The 20,849-nt window shown below is 53.5% G+C and carries 19 protein-coding genes; 1 reads left to right on the plus strand and 18 read right to left on the minus strand.

Annotation, left to right across the window (positions count from 1 at the left end; translation table 11 throughout):
• Positions 1–427: 427 nt before the first annotated feature.
• The 14 genes from phoU to C7382_RS09215 all read right to left on the minus strand — a co-directional run bounded on the left by phoU (position 428) and on the right by C7382_RS09215 (position 15,311).
• Positions 428–1,099: a phosphate signaling complex protein PhoU gene (gene phoU, locus C7382_RS09150; RefSeq protein ID WP_116679975.1), complete on the minus strand. Its 672-nt coding sequence runs from the start codon at positions 1,097–1,099 to the stop codon at positions 428–430.
• Between the two features lie 45 nt (positions 1,100–1,144).
• The gene (gene pstB, locus C7382_RS10160; RefSeq protein WP_116679976.1) at positions 1,145–1,891 is read right to left on the minus strand and encodes a phosphate ABC transporter ATP-binding protein PstB; all 747 of its coding nucleotides are present in this window, start codon (positions 1,889–1,891) and stop codon (positions 1,145–1,147) included.
• A 9-nt stretch (positions 1,892–1,900) separates the two neighbouring features.
• The gene (gene pstA / locus C7382_RS10165) at positions 1,901–2,764 is read right to left on the minus strand and encodes a phosphate ABC transporter permease PstA (protein WP_373701615.1); all 864 of its coding nucleotides are present in this window, start codon (positions 2,762–2,764) and stop codon (positions 1,901–1,903) included.
• Between the two features lie 5 nt (positions 2,765–2,769).
• Entirely contained in the window at positions 2,770–3,978 is a 1,209-nt protein-coding gene (gene pstC, locus C7382_RS09165; protein ID WP_116679978.1) for a phosphate ABC transporter permease subunit PstC, read from the minus strand.
• A 55-nt stretch (positions 3,979–4,033) separates the two neighbouring features.
• A complete protein-coding gene (locus C7382_RS09170; RefSeq protein WP_116679979.1) occupies positions 4,034–4,849 on the minus strand; it encodes a PstS family phosphate ABC transporter substrate-binding protein in 816 nt (271 codons plus the stop codon).
• A 138-nt stretch (positions 4,850–4,987) separates the two neighbouring features.
• Positions 4,988–6,259: a hypothetical protein gene (locus C7382_RS09175; protein WP_133241550.1), complete on the minus strand. Its 1,272-nt coding sequence runs from the start codon at positions 6,257–6,259 to the stop codon at positions 4,988–4,990.
• A 182-nt stretch (positions 6,260–6,441) separates the two neighbouring features.
• Complete coding sequence (locus tag C7382_RS09180; RefSeq protein WP_116679981.1) at positions 6,442–7,956, minus strand: NAD(P)H-hydrate dehydratase; 1,515 nt, start codon at positions 7,954–7,956, stop codon at positions 6,442–6,444.
• A 9-nt stretch (positions 7,957–7,965) separates the two neighbouring features.
• A complete protein-coding gene (lpxA, locus tag C7382_RS09185; protein WP_116679982.1) occupies positions 7,966–8,757 on the minus strand; it encodes an acyl-ACP--UDP-N-acetylglucosamine O-acyltransferase in 792 nt (263 codons plus the stop codon).
• A complete protein-coding gene (locus C7382_RS09190; protein WP_116679983.1) occupies positions 8,757–10,145 on the minus strand; it encodes a bifunctional UDP-3-O-[3-hydroxymyristoyl] N-acetylglucosamine deacetylase/3-hydroxyacyl-ACP dehydratase in 1,389 nt (462 codons plus the stop codon). Before C7382_RS09190 ends, lpxA begins: the two co-directional genes overlap by 1 nt.
• Positions 10,124–11,173, minus strand: coding sequence for a UDP-3-O-(3-hydroxymyristoyl)glucosamine N-acyltransferase (gene lpxD, locus C7382_RS09195; RefSeq protein WP_116679984.1), 1,050 nt, complete (start codon positions 11,171–11,173; stop codon positions 10,124–10,126). The genes C7382_RS09190 and lpxD overlap by 22 nt, the downstream gene beginning before the upstream one ends.
• A gap of 31 nt (positions 11,174–11,204) precedes the next feature.
• Positions 11,205–12,035 carry an orotidine-5'-phosphate decarboxylase gene (gene pyrF / locus C7382_RS09200; protein WP_116679985.1) on the minus strand — a complete coding sequence of 277 codons (831 nt, stop codon included), beginning with the start codon at positions 12,033–12,035 and terminating at the stop codon, positions 11,205–11,207.
• A gap of 16 nt (positions 12,036–12,051) precedes the next feature.
• Complete coding sequence (gene prfA, locus C7382_RS09205; protein ID WP_116679986.1) at positions 12,052–13,137, minus strand: peptide chain release factor 1; 1,086 nt, start codon at positions 13,135–13,137, stop codon at positions 12,052–12,054.
• Positions 13,138–13,167: 30 nt separating this feature from the next.
• Positions 13,168–14,334 (minus strand): AIR synthase related protein, encoded by a 1,167-nt coding sequence (locus C7382_RS09210; protein ID WP_116679987.1) that lies wholly within the window; start codon positions 14,332–14,334, stop codon positions 13,168–13,170.
• Positions 14,335–14,366: 32 nt separating this feature from the next.
• The gene (locus C7382_RS09215) at positions 14,367–15,311 is read right to left on the minus strand and encodes a glucosaminidase domain-containing protein (RefSeq protein ID WP_116679988.1); all 945 of its coding nucleotides are present in this window, start codon (positions 15,309–15,311) and stop codon (positions 14,367–14,369) included.
• 395 nt (positions 15,312–15,706) lie between these two features.
• On the opposite strand from C7382_RS09215, the gene C7382_RS09220 reads away from it, so the two are divergent.
• On the plus strand, positions 15,707–16,678 hold the full coding sequence (locus tag C7382_RS09220; RefSeq protein WP_116679989.1) for a Gfo/Idh/MocA family protein: 972 nt from the start codon (positions 15,707–15,709) through the stop codon (positions 16,676–16,678).
• Between the two features lie 95 nt (positions 16,679–16,773).
• On the opposite strand, the gene C7382_RS09225 is transcribed toward C7382_RS09220, so the two are convergent.
• From C7382_RS09225 to C7382_RS09240, 4 genes are all read right to left on the minus strand, one after another.
• A complete protein-coding gene (locus C7382_RS09225) occupies positions 16,774–17,583 on the minus strand; it encodes an MBL fold metallo-hydrolase (RefSeq protein ID WP_116679990.1) in 810 nt (269 codons plus the stop codon).
• A gap of 49 nt (positions 17,584–17,632) precedes the next feature.
• Entirely contained in the window at positions 17,633–18,712 is a 1,080-nt protein-coding gene (locus tag C7382_RS09230; RefSeq protein WP_116679991.1) for an asparaginase, read from the minus strand.
• A 296-nt stretch (positions 18,713–19,008) separates the two neighbouring features.
• Complete coding sequence (locus C7382_RS09235) at positions 19,009–19,779, minus strand: 2-phosphosulfolactate phosphatase (protein WP_116679992.1); 771 nt, start codon at positions 19,777–19,779, stop codon at positions 19,009–19,011.
• Positions 19,780–19,787: 8 nt separating this feature from the next.
• Entirely contained in the window at positions 19,788–20,816 is a 1,029-nt protein-coding gene (locus C7382_RS09240; protein ID WP_116679993.1) for a pyridoxal phosphate-dependent aminotransferase, read from the minus strand.
• Positions 20,817–20,849: the final 33 nt, after the last annotated feature.

Genomic DNA, 20,849 nt, shown 5'->3' on the forward strand with positions numbered 1-20,849 from the left:
CAGGTCTTTCTGCCGTATGACATAGAAAGGAATTGAAATACATTATATCAGCCGAATTGGTTGTTGCTTATAATCTATGTTAAACAAGCAAGACAGAAGTATCTAACAAATCCAATATATTTCCATGTAAAGTGTTATCTTTGCAAGTAGAATAGTGAGCGTTCTTTGGGTATTCAAAACAATGTGCTCCAAAGCACTCCACTCATTTCCAAATCGTTACCCACCCATCCACCACGAAGCGGTAACACTCTATTATCCAACGAGATAATTCATAAGCAAAAAAATCGATTGGCGCCACACGCTCTTCGTTTCCGGCGCGAAAACAAAGGGCGTGCGGGCGAGGGGATATTCGGAAAGAACCGTTGCTCAGGCCGCATGTTCATCATGATGCACACGGGCGACGGCCTCATTGGCTCAAAGGAGCTGCTTATCCGTTTTGATTTTTGCTGTGTTTGAGCACTTTGGCATCCACATAGAATACTATTTCCTCGACGATATTGCTGCAGTGATCGCCTATGCGCTCCAGCTTGCGTATGAGGAGTAGCAGCTTCAGCCCGCAGTAGATGTGCTCGGGATGCTCTGCCATGAACTCGCTGAGCACCTTGGGGGCAGTATGATAGATGGCGTTGACCTCGTTGTCGCGCGAGAGTATGCGACCGGTCAGCTTGGTGTTTTCATTCTCCAAGGCTACGTAGCAGTCCGATAGCATCCCTTGCAGGACGTCGAACATCTGCTCCATCTCGAGCTTCTCTACCAGCGAGTCGGGTATGCCTTGGCAGTCGTCGTCGAGCACATGCAGGGCAATGCCGGCAGCAAAGTCGCCTATGCGCTCCAGCGTGTTGCAGATCTTCATCAGCGAGAGGGTGAGTCGCAGATCCACAGCCACGGGGCTGTAAAGGGCGATGTAGTTCTCGCAGTCGCTTTCGATCTTGAGCTCGTACACATCGACGCGCTTCTCCCGACTGATTACTTCGCGTGCCACGTCGCTATCGTGCGTCAAGAAAGCCTGACGGGCTTTCTCCAATTGGGAGAGGACAAGCTGCCACATGCGCTTCACTTCCTCTTTGAGATGGATCATCTCTTGTTCGGTATGTTTCATTGTGATTTCCTTATTTGAATAAATATCCGGTGGGGAGAGCGGCTGTTATCCGAAGCGACCTGTGATATAGTTCTGCGTCTGCTCGGAGTCGGGAGAGAGGAATATCTTCTTCGTGTCGTTGTACTCGATGAGCTTTCCGAGCATGAAGAAGCCGGTCTTGTCGCTCACACGCGCAGCCTGCTGCATATTGTGGGTGACGATGACGATCGTGTACTGCTCTTTGAGGCTGTGTATCAGCTCCTCTATCTTGGCCGTGGAGATGGGATCGAGCGCCGATGCCGGTTCGTCCATCAACAGGACGGAAGGAGAGACCGCCAAGGCCCGTGCGATGCATAGACGCTGCTGCTGACCCCCGGAGAGGGCAAAAGCCGACTTCTTCAGCTTGTCCTTGACCTCATCCCAGAGAGCAGCGGCTCGTAATGACTCTTCCACGCGCTGCGCGACAAACTCCTTATTCCCCATGGCATTAACTCTCAGACCGTATGCCACGTTCTCGAAGATTGATTTCGGGAATGGGTTGGGCTTCTGGAACACCATGCCCACTTGCTTGCGCAGCGTATCTACTGCGACGGATTTGTCGTTGATGTCGGTGCCGTCTATCAGGCATTCTCCCGTCAGTCGGGTGCCTTCGATCAGGTCGTTCATGCGGTTGAAAAGTCGCAGGAAAGTGGACTTGCCGCAACCCGAAGGCCCGATGAGAGCGGTAACTGTGTGGCTCTCCATCTTCATGCTGACCGACTTGAGCGCGTGGAAGTCACCGTAGAAAAAGTCTATATTCTTAGCTTCTATCATTTTGTATGCTTAGGCTGATTGTTTTTTGTTTTTGGATATGTACGATCTGATGGCTGTGGCCAGAAGGTTCATCACCAGGACGATGGTGATGAGTACCAAAGCAGTGCCATAGGCTATCGGTCGGGAGGCTTCGAGGTCCGTTCCGCTTGTGGCTATCACGTAGAGGTGGTAGGGCAGCGCCATCACCTGATCGAATATGCTCGAAGGCAGCTTGGGCAGGAAGTAGGCGGCGGCTGTGAAGAGGATGGGGGCCGTCTCGCCCGACACTCTGCCGATGGAGAGGATGAGCCCCGTAATAATATCCGGAAAAGCAGCCGGCAGGACCACCCTAAATATAGTTTGGAGCTTGCCGGCTCCGAGGGCATAGCTACCTGTGCGATAAGTGTCCGGTATGGCTTTCAGCGCCTCTTCGGTCGTTCTGATGACGAGCGGCAGCGCCAGCAGCCCGAGGGTGAGCGAGCCGGCTACGATGGAATCGCCGAAGCCCAAGGTGTTCACAAACAGGGCCATGCCGAAGAGTCCGAATACGATGGAGGGAATGCCGGCCAGATTGTTCGTCATGATGCGTATGATGCGCACGAGCCAACCGTCGCGGGCGTACTCCTGCGTATAGATAGCCGACATGATGCCGACGGGGAAAGCCACGATCATGCTGCCCGCAACGAGACAGAGTGTGCCGACGATGGCCGGGTAGATGCCTCCTGCTGTCATGCCTTCGGTGGGAGCCGTCGTGATGAATTCCCAATTGATCACCCCGATGCCGTTATATACGATGAAGCCGAGCAGAGCCAGCAGCAGGGCCAATACTGAGAAGCCGAGCAATCGGAAGATGAAGAATGCGATGCGCTCGCTACTTTTCTTATTCATTATCATAGTGTCTATACCGATGCTTTGGGTTGTTTCTTGGAGATTACTTCGGCCGTTATGCTGATGATCATCGTAATGACGAAGAGGATGCAGCCGAGCAAGAATAGCGCTTGATAGTGGGAGCTGCCAGCAGGCACTTCGCCCAGTTCGGCTGCGATCGTGGCCGGAATCGTCCGCACCGATTCGAAGTAGGTCGAAGGCATCACGGCAGCATTGCCCGTGACCATGAGCACAGCCATCGTCTCTCCGATGGCGCGACCGATACCTAAAACTACGGCTGCGGATATGCCCGATTTGGCATAAGGGATCACCACTTTATAGATGGTCTGCCACCGCGTGGCACCGAGTGCCAAACTGGCCTCGCGCATGGCTCGCGGCGTATTGCCCATGGCGTCTTGTGCAACTGTGATGATCGTGGGCAGGGCCATAATGGCGAGGATAAGGCTGCCGGTGAAGGCTGTCTCTCCTACTGCAAGGTCGAAGGTGTGCTGCACCCACGGCACCAGTACGATCAAGCCCCAGAAGCCATATACGACCGATGGTATCCCGGCCAGTAGCTCGATGGCGGGCTTGAGGATCTTCCGAACGCGCCCTGAAGCCAATTCCGACAGGTAAATGGCAACACCCAACCCCAGCGGAAGAGCCAGAGCGATGGCGGCCAAGCTGACCAGGAGGGTGCCCAAGACAAGCGGGAGGATGCCGAATAATGGGGCAGGTAGCGCAGTGGGCATCCATTCCGTGCCGCCGAAAAAGTCGGCAAGCGAGATGTCTCCCGTGTCAATGACCCGCACAACTCCATTGTTGGCAGGAGCATATTTCTGAGGCAGGAAGGCGATAATGTTCGGATTGGCTCGGATCACCTCTTCTATCTTATCCGGCAGGAGGGCATAGTCCTCGCCCAATTCGTCCTCACTGTAGATGGAGAAGAGGTCGTCGATGCGAAAGAGCATAATCTCTTGGTCGTCTCCTCCCAATTGCTTCCAGTTGGTTACCTCTCCGTCGAAGACCTGCTTGAGGTCTTGGGGCGAGAGTTGTTGCACCCGATTGTCGGCATGGCGATAGAGGGCATAGCCCTCCTCGACAGCCGGCGAGCGGAAGAGCGTGATCCCTTCGCTGAAGAGGAATACGGTGATAAGTAAGATAGCGATGCTGGTGATGGCACCGCTAACTGTAAAAAGAGCCTCTACTATCCGTCCGAGGATTGTCTTTAGGATTCTCATATTTGTCTTGAGGCTTGCACGTTGGTCATATCATTTTCGCCGCAGGGGGCGATAGTTATTTGATGCTGATAAAGCCTACTTTGCTGACGATGCCCTGTCCCTTTTCGGAGAGAACGTAGTTGATGAACGGCTTCACCTTGGCTTCGGATCGTGTATCGTAGTAGTAATAGAGAGGACGCACGATGGGATAGCTCTTATTCTTGGCGTTGGCAACAGACGGAGCGGCAAACTTCTTGCCGCCGTCGAAGGATATGGACAGTGCCTTCACGTCTTTGTTCAGATAGGCAAGACCTACATATCCGATGGCTCCTGCTGTCTGACTTACGGATTGTATGATGGCTCCCGTAGCCGGCATGCTCATGATGCCATTCATATAATTCTTGTTGCTGAGGACTACTTCCTTAAAGAATTCGTAAGTGCCGGACGAGGTCTCACGAGAGTAGGGGACGATCTTCATATCGGCTCCTCCCACTTCTTTCCAGTTCTTGATCTTGCCGGTGAAGATGCCTTCCAGTTGTTGGCGTGTGAGTTTGCCAACTTTGTTGGACGGATGCACCACTACAGCCAGAGCGTCGTATGCGATAACGACCTCTCGTACCGAGCGACCACTCTCTTGTATCTTCTGTCGCTCCGAGAATTTGATGCGACGTGAGCTTTGTGCCAGATCGGTGCTGCCGGACAATAGCGCGGCGATGCCCACTCCGCTCCCTCCACCGGTGATGGTGAGGCGTGCAGAAGGATTCTCTTTCATATATTGCTCGGACTCCTTCTGAGAAAGAGGCAGGACGGTATCGGACCCCTTGATGCGCTGTGCTTGAAGGGAGAACGCCATGGCGATAAGCATGGCTGCGATAGAAACGTGTCTTTTCATTTTTGTGTCTTGTTTGTGTTTGGATTGCGTTATGTCTTAATTCTAATTGCTGTTTTTGATCCGCTTCAAAAGTGCGGGCGGATTGTTACAGCTCTTTTGCGCGATTGTTATGATTCTGTTACGATTGATTTCACGGAATCAGAATTTACATTGCACAACAAAGGAGAAGCGATTGTCCTTCTGGTCAGCTGCATAGGAGGCGAGCGATGGGGTCTTTTCGTTATTGATCAGCTCGTAATAGGCCGTGAGTCTGACAGCAGATGATACCTTGTAGAGCAAGCCCAGTCCTAAAGTCTGGTAACCGATATCTGCTTTGCCTGTATATGATGCCGTACCAATGGCGCTGCCGGATACGCTGGTATTGGGATCGTACCAATCATACTTGACCAAAGCTGTAAGCGGCAACGTGCCCAAGTCCTGTGCCAGGAGTGCGTAACCACCGCTGAATGGGCGGATGTATGTATCGACCGTCGGGAGAGAGGCCGAATTGGGACTCTTGCTCGAAGATTCGGTGCCGGGCTGTGTGCCTCCGATGTATTCTCCGCGAATGCTGGTCACGCCCAGGGCATCGCTATAGAACGAGAGTTGTGCATCTATGCCATAGTACTGACGACGGGCGTATGCTCCCACGTTGGCTTGCGCATCATCCAGTTCGAATCCGTCTTTCTTCATCCGGAATACTTTGGAGGTACCTTGATATACGCCTCCACCATAATATGACAACCCGATACCCCACTCGGCATGACTTCCGATGGTGCGCGTAGCTGAGAGTCGTCCGATGAAGTCTTTGCGGTTGTCAATCTCCGGCTTGATGCCATTACCGGCAAAGAGCCCTGCTTCCAGTTTCAGGAAGTGCCATGGCGAAGTCTTCGCGGCTCGTAGCATGAACATTGCACCAAGATCTCTCTCGTTGGGGAAGAGTGTGCGCACGATCAAGGAGCGTTCCGGAGACTCTCTGCGAGAAGAAGAATAGCCGATCTCATGTCCGAATGGACGATCGAACACCCCTGCACGGAATAGTCCGGCATCACCGAAGGGAGAGTTCAGATCCAGATACACATCCTTCAGTCCCACACCTTTTTCAGTTAGGTCGAGCTGCAAAACGGCTTTGCCCCACTTCTCTTCGTAGGCAAACTTGATGCGTCCGCGACGGATACCTATTCGATTGAAGTCCTTGTCTGCTTCCTTGTTGGCTTCTCCTATGAAGAGAGACGCTTGCTCTTGTCCGATCCCGAAGACGCCTTGTACATAGCCGGAGATTTTGAGTTTGTTCTTGGTTTGTGCAGCCTCTTCTTGTGCGCTCACTCGCTCCTCAAGAGCGAGGAGGACACTGTCTTGATGATTGGTTTGAGCCGTTGCTACGATACCGGAGACCCCGATACAGAGCGATAGAATAAGTCTTTTGTTCATTTTCATTTTTCATACTGTTTTATCCACATGCCAAAAGTAGAAGTAGGATATTACGAATCCATTACAATGTAACTACAGTACAAATACCGTTCGGGGAAGAGGCGATTGCATATACAAAAAGAGCGCATCCCTCACGTGGAATGCGCCCTTTATGTCGATAGATTTTGTTTGTTCGGAGAAGGTTAATCGCGGACTTGCCTGAAAGCAGTGCCGAGATTGTCGATGAGGTCGGAAGCGACAAGGCTTTCCTCACTGTAGCGTCCGGCATAGATGTCTCCGGCCAAGCCATGAATGTAATTGCCCAGCACGCAAGCCGAGGCAGGAGGGTAGCCGGATCCTAACAGTCCGGTGATGATACCCATCAGGACGTCGCCGCTACCGCCTGTGGCCATACCGGGGTTGCCTGTATTGTTGAAGACGACCATACCTCCGGGCATGCAGGTAGCGCTATAGGTTCCCTTGAGGACTACATAGACGTGATGATGGCTTGCCAAGAAACGAGCCTGTCGTAAGCGCTCGTAGTCGGTGGCGCAATGCGTGGTGAGTCGCTCCAGTTCGCGAGAGTGCGGCGTGAGGATGCTATTGATGGGCAGACGGTCCAGCCAGCCACGGTTCTCAGCAATGATATTGAGGGCGTCGGCATCGAGTATCAACGGGCCGTTGGAGGCGGAGAGCATCTTCTCTACCAAGCGTACGGTGGCTTCTGCTTTACCGATTCCGGGGCCTATGCCTACAGCTTGATAGACTTGGGGAGAGGAATAGTCGCTCACCAAATCGGCTCTGTCATCGGCATGAACCATCGCTTCGGGCACGGCCGTCTGCATGATGGGCTCGCCACAGGCAGGGATATGGGCCGTCAGCAAGCCGATGCCGCTTCTCAGACAAGCGCGCGCTGCCAGACAGGCAGCACCCATCTTGCCTCTACTGCCTGCTATCAGCAAAGCGTGGCCGAAGCTGCCTTTGTGGGCAAATCGGGGACGTCGGCGGATGATGCCGGAGATGTCGAAGTCGGTATTGAGGAAGTATTCTGTCTTGATTGTTTGCTTACCCTCGACGCTCAATCCTATGTTCAGGACCTTCCATGTGCCCACATAATCGGCATTCTCTGAAAAGAGGAAAGAAAGCTTGGGGTATTCGAAGGTCAGCGTATGTGTGGCTCGGATGATGGCATTGGGATTGTTGCCGAAGTTATCCTCTTCAAAGAGCCCTGACGGGATGTCTATCGACACAATCTCCGACCCCGATTGGTTCAGGAACTCCACTACTTTGGCGAAACCTCCTTGCAGAGGACGATTGAGTCCCACGCCGAAGAGACCGTCCACAACCACCGTCTGGGCAGACAATTCGGGCAGCGTGAGTTGATCCACCACCTCAGTCATTCTAATGCCTGAGCAGTTAAGGAGTTGCTTGCGGTATTCGTTGCATTCGGGACTGAGCGAACCGTTTACGTTGAAGAGAAAGACCTCCACCGAATAGCCGTCGTCGTTGAGGATGCGGGCAGCGCAGAGCGCATCAGCTCCATTATTACCCGGGCCGGCGAAGACGACCACGCGACGTTGTTGCGTGTAGAGTCGCTCGAACTCGTACACCCACATACCGGCAGCTCGCTCAATCAAGTCGACCGAGGAAATAGGTTCGTGCTCGATCGTATAGCGATCAAGTTCCTTGATACGTGCTCCGGTAAATATCCCAATCATGATACATTATTACTCCATGGTGCCACGAACAATACCACGTTTGGATGTTCTGACAAAGTCGAGGATGAGGTTCTTCTCGTAGCAGTCTACATACTCAAGCTGGATGATTTCGAGTGCATCGGAGTTGTTCAGACCTCTTTGATAGAGCGTGCGGTATATATCGTTGATCAGGAAGATCTGATCATTGGAGAATTCTCTCCTCCGGAGTCCTACGATGTTGATGCCACAATAGACGAGCGGATCGCGACCAACCAATACATACGGAGGGATGTCTTTGGACACGCGAGAACCTCCCTGTATCATCACATGTTGAGAGATCCGCACAAACTGGTGCACGAGGACGCCTCCGCTGATGATGGCATGGTCGTCAATCTCTACTTCGCCCGCTATCTGAGTGGCATTCCCAATGATGATCTGATCTCCCAATATACAGTCGTGTGCGATGTGGCTATACGCCATCAAGAGACAGCGACTGCCCACTACTGTAGTGCCGCGCGAGGCGGTACCTCTATTGACTGTGGCGCATTCACGCACCGTCGTATAGTCCCCAAGGACGGCAGTCGAGTCCTCTCCTTGGAACTTCAAGTCTTGCGGCACACCGCCGATCACTGCTCCCGGATGGATCACACATCCTTTGCCCAAAGTTGAACCGTAGCGAACTACAGCATGGGGATGCAGGATGGAATCATCTCCTATCTTAGCTCCCGCCTCCACGACTGCAAAGGGACCGATCTCTACGCCTGCGCCTATCTCGGCATGTGGGTCCACACTCGCCAATGGGCTTATCTTCGTCTCTGACATTATTCTTTGTTTTGAATTATCTGTGCCATGAATTCGGCCTCACAAGCCAATTGTTCTCCTACAAAGGCCAAGCCTCTCATATTGGCTACGCCTCTGCGTATCTCGGATATCATTCTCAACTTGAATACCAAGGTGTCTCCGGGGACTACTTTACGACGGAACTTCACCTTGTCAATCATCAAGAAATAGGTGGAGTAGCTACCTGGTTCGGTCAGTGTGTTCAGCACCAAGAGGCCTCCCACCTGTGCCATTGCTTCCACTTGGAGGACACCCGGCATTACAGGCTCGGCAGGGAAGTGACCCTGGAAGAATGGTTCGTTACCCGACACACTCTTCACTCCGACGATATAGTCGGGCCCTACTTCAATGATCTTATCCACCAAGAGGAACGGATAGCGGTGAGGCAATAGTTCCTTGATCCTGTTCACATCCATTATCGGATCTTTGTTGGGGTCGTAATGCGGAGCCTGTGCTTCGTTCAGCTTGATGTCCTTGCGGATCAGTCGCGCCATCTTGTTGTTAATGCTGTGTCCCGGGCAGGTAGCGATGATACGTCCCTTGACGTACTTACCGATCAGAGCCAGATCTCCCAACACATCAAGAAGTTTGTGACGAGCGGGTTCGTTGTCGTAGATGAGCGGTTTGTTGTTGATGTAACCCAGTTCGTTTACCTCTTTGCGCTCTACTCCCATCATATCGCTCATTGCATCGAGCCGATCCTGTGGCAGCAGCTCATCATAGATTACCAACGCATTGTCGAGATCGCCACCCTTGATAAGATTGGCTTCCAGAAGCATCTGTACCTCACGAACGAATACGAAAGTACGAGCACCGGCAATCTGTTCTTCAAAGTCAGACAGGGACTCCAACGAAGCAAATTGGTTGCTGAGTACCTTGCTGGGGAAAGATATATGTACATCCACAGAGAACTCTTCGTCCGGTAGGAAGATCAGCTTCGATTTGCTTTCGGGATCGGATACTTCCATGCGTTTCTTGACGATGTAGTACTCACGCAAAGCGCTTTGCTCCACCAGTCCCACACGACGGATTTCATTCACATAAGGCTCGGCACTACCATCCAGAATTGGGAACTCGGGAGCGTTCACCTCTATCATACAGTTGTCCACACCCAAGGCATAGAGAGCAGCCATGGCATGCTCAATGGTGCTTACGGTCACATCGCCTTTCTTGAGCAAGGTGCCACGGTTCGTGCTGTGCACGTTATCGGCTATGGCATCTATGATCGGTTGTTCTTCCAAGTCGAGGCGCTTGATCTTATAGCCCGTATCCTCTGGTGCGGGGCAGAACGTGATCTGAATGTCTAGTCCCGTATGAAGGCCCTTGCCTTGCAGACTGAAGCTATCTTTTAGGGTTTGCTGTTTTTGCATATTTCTTTTAGTTCTGATATTTCTTTTTCCAATTGGTCTATGCGGCGACTCATATCCGGCAGTTTGGGCAGGATAACAGATGTGCGCAGCATATCTCGTACCGGCATGCCCGGCGATCCGAGTAAGACAGAGCCGGACTTGACGTTGCTCAGCAGTCCTGTCTGTCCGCCTAAACTGACGTGGTCGCCCACTTTGATGTGTCCCGACAGACCTACCTGACCGCCGAATTGGCACCACTCACCTACGTGCGACGAGCCGGCCATCCCCACCTGTGCGGCGAAGACCGTATGGCTGCCCACCGTACAGTTGTGTGCTATCTGGACGAGGTTGTCCAATTTGACTCCGCGATGAACGATCGTCGATCCCATTACAGCCCTGTCTATACAGGTGTTGGCGCCGACTTCCACATCATCTTCGATAATAACGTTACCCATCTGCGGAATCTTGTTGTAACCATCGGCGTCGGGGGCAAAACCGAATCCGTCGGCTCCGATCACAGCGCCGGCGTGTATGATGCAGCGTGCACCTATGCGACAGCCGTCATATACAGTCGTGTGGGGATAAAGCGTTGTCTTCTCTCCCACCGACACACTGCTACCAATATAAACGTGCGGATATACGCTGCAACCGGTGCCCAGCGAAGCGCCCTCAGCCACATAAGCGAATGCACCGATATAGCAGTCATCCGGCACAGACACAGACGGGTGGACAAACGCTGTCGAATCCACTCCTTTGCGCTGCGGCTTCATGCTGTCCACCAGCTGCATCAGTTGCGCCAATGCAGCATAAGCATTGGGAACGCGTATCAGCGTAGTCCGCACACTTTCACGTGGACGGAAGTCTTCGTTGACCAATACGGCGTCAGATGCTGTCTCGTATAGATAATGCTCGTACTTGGCATTGGCCAAGAACGAAAGGCAACCGCTCCGACCTTCCTCTATCTTGGCAAAGTCGTGCAGTCGCACCTGTGGATTTCCTTCTATGGTTCCGTGTAGATAGTCGGCTATTTGTTGAGCTGTGAACTCCATGTGACAGAGATTAGTTGATGGATACCGTTTCTTAGATAAGCCCTTTGCGACGCAGGGCGTCTTCCATACTCCGTTGCATGGCAGCGGCCTCACCTGCAGCTTTGGAGGCAAAGCTCTCTGTATTGTCTGCATATATGATGCTGCGGGATGCATTGACCAGCAGTCCGCAGTGGTCATTCATGCCGTACTCTGCCACGTCTTCCAGACTTCCGCCCTGAGCTCCCACACCGGGGACGAGCAGGAAGGCGTCCGGTACGATCCGACGGATGTCTTTCAACATCGAAGCCTGAGTAGCCCCCACCACATACATCAGGTGATCGGCATTGTCCCATGTCTGGCTGATGCGGATAACGCGCTCAAAGAGATATTCGCCATCGGCGTCGCGCATCATCTGGAAGTCCTGCGAACCTCTGTTGGATGTCAGTGCCAGCAGAACAGTCCACTTACCGGCATAGCTCAGGAACGGGCTGATGCTGTCTTCTCCCATGTAGGGCGATACGGTGAGAGCATCCACTTTCAGATGCTCGAAGAACGAACGAGCATACATATCGCTCGTGTTGCCTATGTCGCCACGCTTGGCATCGGCTATGATGAACAGCTCGGGATAGTTCTCACAGATGTAATCGACCGTCTTCTCGAAAGACAAAGCGCCGAAGCTGCCTACGCTCTCATAGAAAGCCATATTGGGCTTATAGGCGACGCAGTATTCGGCCGTGGCGTCTATGATGGCCTTGTTGAAGGCGAAGATGGGATCATCCTCATTCAACAGATGGGGTGGTATTTTTTTTACATCGGTGTCCAATCCTACACAGAGGAAAGAACGCTTGTGGCAAATCTGGTCAAAAAGTTCTTTTCTATTCATTATCTACTATTATTTATTATAGAGCGGCTTCTTTCATACGCTCAACATTTTCTGCTATTATCAGCGCATCGATAAACGGCTGCACTTCTCCATCCATCACGGACGGGAGATTGTACACTGTCATATTGATGCGGTGATCGGTCACTCGCCCTTGCGGATAATTGTATGTCCTGATCTTGGCCGAGCGGTCGCCCGTGGACACCATCGTTTTGCGTCGGGCAGCGATGGCCTCGTTATGCTTGGACAGTTCGATGTCGTAGAGTCTGGAGCGCAGCATCTGCATGGCCAGCTCGCGGTTTGCTATCTGCGAGCGGGCTTGCTGGCACACGACCACCATACCCGTCGGTTTGTGGGTGAGCTGCACTTTGGTCTCCACCTTATTGACGTTCTGGCCGCCGGCACCTCCCGAACGGGAAGTCTGCATCTCTATGTCCGCGGGGTTGATCTCCACGTCCACCTCTTCGGCCTCGGGCAGAACGGCCACAGTCGCAGCCGATGTGTGGATGCGCCCTTGCGTCTCTGTTGCCGGCACGCGCTGCACACGGTGCACACCACTCTCGTACTTGAGGAGACCGTATACGCCGTCTCCATGTACCGAGAAGATAATTTCTTTGTACCCGCCTGTGGTTCCCTCGCTGAGGTTGGTGACCTCAATCTGCCAGCCCTTCGACTCGCAGAACTTGGCATACATGCGATAGAGGTCGCCGGCGAATAACGCCGCTTCGTCTCCTCCCGTACCTCCACGTATCTCGACGATGGCATTTTTGTCGTCCTCGGGGTTGGCAGGGATGAGCAGCATCTTGATTTCCTCCTCCAGCTGCGGTAGTCGCTCCGTGGCTTCGGCGAGCATCTCTCGCGCCATCTCACGCAGCTCTTCGTCGTTTTCCTTGGCCATGGTTTGCTTGGCCTCGTCTATGTTGCCGAGCAGATTGCGATAGTCACGACCGGCCAGATGTATCTTCTCCAGATCGCGATACTCCTTGCTCAGCTTCGTGAAGCGCTTCATATCGGCTATGACGGCCGGGTCTGTGATGAGAGTGGAAATCTCTTCGAAACGGCTCTCTAAGCCATCCAAACGTTCTAAGAGTTTGTTCTCTGACATAAGTGCGAGATATATGGGGCTCAGACGGGATTAGTAACGGATCTCTCCGTGCGGTGTCCGGAGGATGAGTTCGTTAGCCGGAGCCTCCTCGACGCGTCCCACTATGCGGGCGGGGATGCCGAAGCTCTCGGATATTTCTATTATGCGCTGTGCATTCTCTTCCGAGAGGTACACTTCGAGGCGGTGCCCCATGTTGAAGACCTTGTACATCTCTGACCATGCCGTGCCGCTTTCGCGCTGTATCATCTCGAAGAGCGGAGGGGTGGGGAAGAGATTGTCCTTGATCACGCGCTTGTTCTTGAGGAAGTGCATCACCTTGGTCTGCGCACCGCCGGAGCAGTGCACCATGCCATGGATGCGGCGACTCATCTCGTCCAATATGGTCTTGACCACCGGTGCGTAAGTGCGCGTGGGAGAGAGTACGAGCTTGCCCGCATCCAGTCCCAATCCGGCGATGGCGTCGGTGAGCTTCATGCTGCCGCTATAGACGAGGTCGTCCGGCACCGAGGGGTCATAACTCTCGGGGTACTTCTCTGCCAAATAGTGGGCGAAGACATCGTGACGAGCCGAGGTGAGTCCGTTGCTGCCCATACCTCCGTTATATTCCTGCTCGTATGTCGCCTGTCCGTAGGAGGAGAGCCCGACGATGACGTCGCCGGCTTTGATGCGTGCATTGTCGATCACGTCGGAGCGTTTCATGCGGCAGGTCACTGTGCTATCCACGATGATGGTCCTCACGAGGTCGCCCACGTCGGCCGTTTCTCCGCCTGTGGCATAGGCATTCACCCCCATGCTGCGCAGATCGGCAAGCAGCTCTTCCGTCCCGTTGATGATGGCGGAGATAACTTCTCCCGGAATGAGTTGCTTGTTGCGTCCGATGGTGGACGACACTAATATGTTGTCCACTGCTCCCACACAGAGCAGGTCGTCTATGTTCATGATCAGCGCATCCTGAGCGATCCCCTTCCATACGGAGAGGTCGCCCGTCTCACGCCAGTAGATGTATGCGAGCGAGCTCTTGGTGCCGGCGCCGTCGGCATGCATGATGTTGCAGTAGTCGGGGTCGCCGCCGAGTATATCGGGAATGATCTTGCAGAAGGCTTGGGGGAATATTCCCTTGTCCACATTCTTGATGGCGGCATGTACGTCCTCTTTCGAGGCTGACACTCCGCGCAGGTTATAGCGTTCGTTTGACATATACGATCAGTATGCTCTTAGATTCTTCTTTGTCAGCGCAGGCGTAATACGTCGCCCTCTTGGGGGATGTATTCCCCATCCTTGTCGTTGAGTTTGTAGAGGTTCTTGAGGCGGATGCCGTAGCGTTGCGAGATGCTGTGCATGGAGTCGCCCACACGCACCACATGTCGGGTATATTTGGATACCGAACGGCTGTTCTTCTTCTCCAGATAGACCACATCGCCCTTCTCCAGCGGGAAGTCCGTGGGGGCGTCGTTGTACCGTGCCAGTCGGGATGCACTGATGTCGAACTCCTCGGCCAGTGAATCGAAAGTGTCGCCCGCCTTGGCCACGATGTAGAGGAGTCCGTAGCTGAAGTAGGCTTCGTGCTTGAGGCCGCTCTGTGCTTTTTGCTTGGTCTCCTGTGCAGCCTTGGCTGTAGTACCCGGATAGCTCTTGTTGAACCACGAGGGATAACGCTCGCGATCCAGTGCATAAAGCTCATAGACCTCTACCATCTTGATCAGCAGATTGGCATAGCCGCGATTGGTGGCATAGCCACATCGTTGCAGACCGGTAGCCCAGCCGCGATAGTCGTCACGCCTGAGATCGAATAGCGAGCGATAGCGTGGCTGTAGTAAGAAGCGGGAATGATCCTCGTAGGACTCCCGCGAATGGGAGTAACTGCGGAAGCATTCGTCCGGTGCATCGTCCGTCCGGTAGGTGCGCTTGCCCGTCCAGGATCTATGGCACTTGATGCCGAAGTGATTGTTGTGCACGCTGGCGAGAGTGCTGGCTCCGGCTCCTGTCTCTACCAGTGCCTGTGCCATCGTGATGCTTGCCGGGATGTTGTAACGGCTCATCTGCCGTATGGCCTCGTCAGCGTATTGCTTCACGTAGGCCTCGTATGTGCGATTTCGTCCCTGTGCCACTGCGGAGAAAATCCCGAAGCATAGAAAAAGGGAAACGAAGAATACTTGCAAAATCTTTGCTCTCATCTGTATGGGATAATTGTCTGAGGACAACATTAGCTACAAAAGTACAAATAAATCGCAGTCCGTCAGAGCTTTTCCGCCATCGTGGCGGACTGAGGCGGTTTATGCGCTGAAAAGGGCAGAAAAGTCGCGCCAATCTGAGCCGGAAACATGCGCCGGAAGTTTTTCGATTTGGTGCATAATTTTTCGGAAAATGGTGCCAAAACAAAATGGAAATGGCGTGAGTTCTCGCTTGAATCTGAGGCGTGTTTTTGCCGATTTGCGGTGCCTTTTCTGTGAGAGTATCGGATGAGAGGCTGAGATCAGCCCCATGTGGCAAGCAATATGTGTCGTCTTTAGTCGTTACCTTTGTGAGTATCGGACGAAGTGCCGACCCAATTCATATAGAATTATCAAGCATGAATAACTTTGCAATTATTGGCGTGGCGGGATACATTGCTCCGCGACATCTTCGCGCTATCAAGGATACGGGAGGAAAACTGATCTCAGCGTTGGACCGATTCGACAGCGTGGGCATCATCGACAGCTTCTTCCCGCAAGCGGCTTTCTTTACTGAGCATGAGCTATTCGACCGTCATAATTCCAAGTTGCGAGGTACCCGGGAGGCCATCGACCACTTGTCCGTTTGTACGCCCAACTATCTGCATGATGCGCACTGCCGCTACGGGCTGCGATTGGGCGCCGATGTGATATGTGAGAAGCCGCTGGTGCTCAACCCGTGGAATATCGACGCTTTGCAGGAGATCGAGCGCGAGACGGGCAGACGGGTGTACAATATCCTGCAGCTGCGTCTGCATGACTCCATCGTGGCGCTCAAGAAGAAGATCGAAGCCGGTCCATCGGGTAAGATTTACGACGTGGACCTTACCTATATAACCTCCCGCGGCAATTGGTATTACACCAGTTGGAAGGGCGACGAACGCAAGAGCGGAGGTATCGCGACCAACATAGGCGTGCACTTCTACGATATGCTCACGTGGGTATTCGGCAGCGTGCGAAGCAATGTGGTGCACGTCGCGGCGCATGACAGGGTGGCAGGTTATTTGGAGTTGGAGCATGCACGTGTGCGCTACTTCCTTTCGATCAATGAGGCTCTCCTGCCGGCCGATGCCGCAGAGGGCGAGAAGCGCACTTACCGTACGATCGAGATCAACGGAGAGTCCTTCGAGTTTAGCGAGGGTTTCACGGAGCTGCACACAGAGAGCTACAGACGCATTTTGGCGGGCGAAGGCTTCGGTCTGGACGAGGCTCGCAACAGCATCCAGATCGTGCATGATATACGCAATGCGACACCGATAGGTCTTCGCGGAGACTATCACCCCATGGCAGGCTGTCCTTTGGCTCCCCATCCGTTCGGATGGAAGCGTTAAAGGGAACTTATTCTCTTGAATTTTTGTGCTTTATACCTCGTAGCCGAATCTCCAAAGCAACGCAGCAGTTCGCCCTTTATGACACAACCTTGCGCTTAGTCGCCCGAGAGCGTGTACAGTTCGGAAGGCGATGAGCGTTTGAGGACGGTCAGGTCTAAGTCTTTTCCTACACGGATACCTTCGTTGAAGAGGCGGTATTCGATGGACTTCCAGCAGAGCTCGGGGTGATTGTTGTCCTTGCTCAGGTGGCAGAGCCACACGTGCTTCATCTCCGGACGGAAGATTCTTGCGAGGAAGTCGCCGGTCTCTTGGTTGCTGAGGTGGCCGAGGGGACCCGATACGCGCTCCTTGAGGAAAGGAGGGTAGGGGCCGCTGAGGAGCATCTCGCAGTCGTAGTTGGCTTCGATGACCAAGTATTCGGCCTTGGAAGCGTAGTGTGAGATAGTGTCGGTGATGTGTCCGACATCGGTGCAGAGCGTGAAGCTGAAGCTCGGAGCGGTGATATGGTAACCCACATTCTCTGTGGCATCGTGCGGAATCGGGAACGGCGTGATGTCGAATCCGGCCAATGCGAAGGTCTGTTCGGGGACGATCATCCGGCGCGAGGCCATCGGCAAACTATCCACATAGCGGCTGCAGTCGATGCCATTGAGCACTTTCTCGGTGGCGAATACGGGCAGATTGAGTTTGTCTCCCAGCGAGCCTACGGTACGTATGTGGTCGGCATGGTCGTGGGTGACGAGTACGCCCATGACATGCCCCTCGACGGAGAGGAGCTGATCTTTGAGGGCTTTGGATATGGAACGCAAGGGTATGCCGGCATCGATAAGCAGTGCCTGATTGCCATTGGAGAGGTAGTAGCAATTGCCACTACTGCCGCTGGCTATACTCATGAACTTGATCATCTTTCCGTCTATTCCTTTTACTCCTTGTCAGTGTCCGATGCTGTTCGTGTTAGCACCGTTTCTTATTGTTCTCGTATTCTTCGCCTACGCTTATCTCTCCTTTGAGTGAGCGTCCCATCTCTTCTTTGACTTTCTCGGGTGTATAGCCTCGTCCGAAGAGGTACATGAGCTTGACCACGGCGCACTCGGTGGTGCTGTCGTAGCCGCTGATGAGCCCGATGGTCTCAAGCTGGTGCCCCGTTTCGTACCGGTGCATATCCACATAGCCGGAGACACATTGGGTCACATTGACGATCACCAGACCACGCTTGACGGCGTGCTCCAGCGCTTCCAAAAACCACGGCTCCATGGGCGCATTGCCGCTGCCATAGGTTTCCAATACCACGCCTTTGAGCGAAGGAATGCCGAGGATGCACTCGACTACTTCGCGGGTTATACCCGGGAATATCTTGAGAATGACCACGTTTCGGTCCATCTCTGTTTGGACGCTGAGGGCTGCATCGGCTCCTCTGCGGGCGATGAGAGCATCGTCGTAGCGGATGTCGATACCGGCATAGGCCAGCGGAGCGAAATTGTAGGAGGAGAAGGCATCGAACTGGTCGGCACTGACTTTAGAAGTCCGGTTGCCTCTCATCAGGAAGTTGTCGAAGAAGATACACACCTCCGGCACACGGGCATATCCGTTTTGCTTGGCCGCAGCTATCTCGAGGGCAGTGATGAGGTTCTCTTTGCCGTCAGTACGCAGCGTGCCGATGGGCAATTGGGAGCCGGTAAGTATGACAGGTTTCTGCAGATTGTCCAGCATAAAGCTTAGGGCAGAGGCTGTATAGGCCATGGTATCGGTGCCGTGGAGGATGACAAAACCGTCGTAGGCACGGTAGTTCTCGCGGATGGTCTCGGCCAGACGTACCCACAGCATCGGTGTAATGGCGGCCGAATCGATAGGAGGATCGAACTGTATGGAATCGACTTTGAAACAGAACTGCTTCAGCTCCGGCACATTCGTCTCTAAGTATTTGAAGTCGAAGGCTTCCAGTACCCCTGTTTCCCGATTTTCAATCATGCCGATGGTGCCTCCTGTATAGATGAGGAGGATGGCTGATCGGCCTGAGGCGGATTGAGTCTGCATAACTGATGTGCTTACAGTGTGGTGGTTTTTTCTTCCCGAGAGAGGAACTCTGCGATATGATGAGGCCTCGCCTCTCGGTTCCGTCGGAGCACAAAGATAGTAAAAGCTCATTAGAGCAAAGTGTTTCGGCGCCATTTCTCTCCCGTTTTTGGTGTATGTTTTTCTGATGTTTACTTGAAGTCTCTCCCAAAAAGGACACAGGCTGTACCGATTATCGATACAGCCTGCCCGTATGGGATAGCACGTGCGGGACAATGAAAAGACTCAGAGCAGCACCAAACTATGAGCCGATCCCCTTAGAAAGGCGGGGAGACGGGGAGAAAGAGACGGCTCGCAGGACACTCGACAGCGGGAGCCGTCGGACGGAAGGTTAGTTCGGGTACAATGTCGGTGAGGTTGAGCGAGGTACAGTAAGGGACGCTCTTCTCCAAACTGTTGGCGCGTAGCCGTCCGTAGTGATCGCGCCCACTGAGGTAGGCCGTGAGCTTCTCATGCGTGTCGTAGGAGCGCCACAGCTCGTAGTAAGCAGCTGCACCGTCTTCACAATCGACAGCCTCGCCCAGCCGGACGATGGTTGCAGCCAAAGCGCCGGCGAACAGACAATCCTCCGTACTCATCCGATTCTGCCAACCCGAAGCCAACACCATGACAGGTAGGTGGCGGGCGATACAATAGCGAGCCACTGCATCCAGATTGATGAAGGCGCCAATGATGACGTGCGAAGCTCCGGACGCGATGTCGGCAGCACGCGTGCCGTTGGTCGTGGACAGGACAATGGTCTTGCCGGCTACAGCCTCGCGGGTATATTCCTCGGGAACATTGCCAAATCGCGCGAAGGGCAAACGCTTCGTTCCCCGCTCGCCTCCGACAAGATAACCGTTGCGGGCATAGGCTTCTGCCTCCTCTATACCGGCTATGGGTACGATGCCGACTGCACCGTTCATGAGTGCCGTGGTGATAGTGGTGCCTGCGCGGAAGATGTCCACGATGACCACCGTATAGGCTTCGGAGTCTGTCTTATAGTAGCTGTACAGCGCGGGAGAAGGACAGAGACTGAGGCTGATCATCAGCTTGTTTAGTGTTGGCTGAGGAACTGTTGCAGTGCTTTGATGAAGAGTTGATTCTCAGCAGGGCTCTGAGTGGTGAGACGGACGTAGGATTCGTCGAGACCGCGGAAGTTGGATGCGTCCCTGATGAGCATTTTATGCTCCTCTAATAGATACTTTTTCAGTTCGGCTGCTGTGCCCTTCTTGAGCCGCAGGAGGAAGAAAGTAGTGCCGGAAGGATGCACTTCGACGCCGTCGATGCGACTGAGTGCAGTGATGAAGTCCACCGTATTGCGTTGCCACTTGCGGATGGGAAGCGTGAACTGAGCGGGATGGATGAGGATGAATTTGGCGGCTTCTATGGCAAGTGCATTCACAGACCAAGGGGTACTGAAAGCAGCTACGCGCTTCATGAAATCCTTATTGGCTACGATGTAACCGATGCGCAGGCCGGGGATACCGTATGCGTGGCTGAAGGAGTGGATCATGACGAGGTTCTTTCTGTTTTTGATGTCGGCAGGGCGGATAACTTCCTCAGTGGTGAAGGAGACATAGGACTGATCCAGAATGAACGTCGTCTCGGGATGATCGTTCAGCAGACGCATCAGCTCGGCACGTTGTAGTTGTCTGCCGTCGGGATTGTTCGGAGTGCAGAGCCAGCAGAAATCGATATGGGAAAAATCAGCTTTACTGATGTCTTCGGTCGTCGGATAGAAGCTGATCACGTGTTCATACATGCGACAAGCATCTTCGTATTCCGAGAAAGACGGGATGGCAATGAGGCTGCGACTACCTCTGAAGGATTGCGCTATCTGATAGATGGCGGCGGTGGGCCCGTTGGTCACGAGTATGGCGCTTTTGTCCACTCCGTTACGCTTGGCAAGCATCTGCCTCAGTGTGCCGGCATCCGGCTCCGGATAGTGGTAGATGCACCCGAGGTTTTCTGCCAGGTGCGCTCCCAGACGTTCCATATCTCCACCGCTCCAAACGGTGGTACTGAAGTTGATAATTCCTTTCGATGAGGCTGCAAAGCCTTCGTCACCATGTCCAAAAATCATGATTCTGTCTCCTTCTATTGTGATTGTCTGTTC

It is taken from the genome of Porphyromonas loveana, from assembly GCF_003096695.1.
In the GTDB taxonomy this organism is placed as follows: domain Bacteria; phylum Bacteroidota; class Bacteroidia; order Bacteroidales; family Porphyromonadaceae; genus Porphyromonas; species Porphyromonas loveana.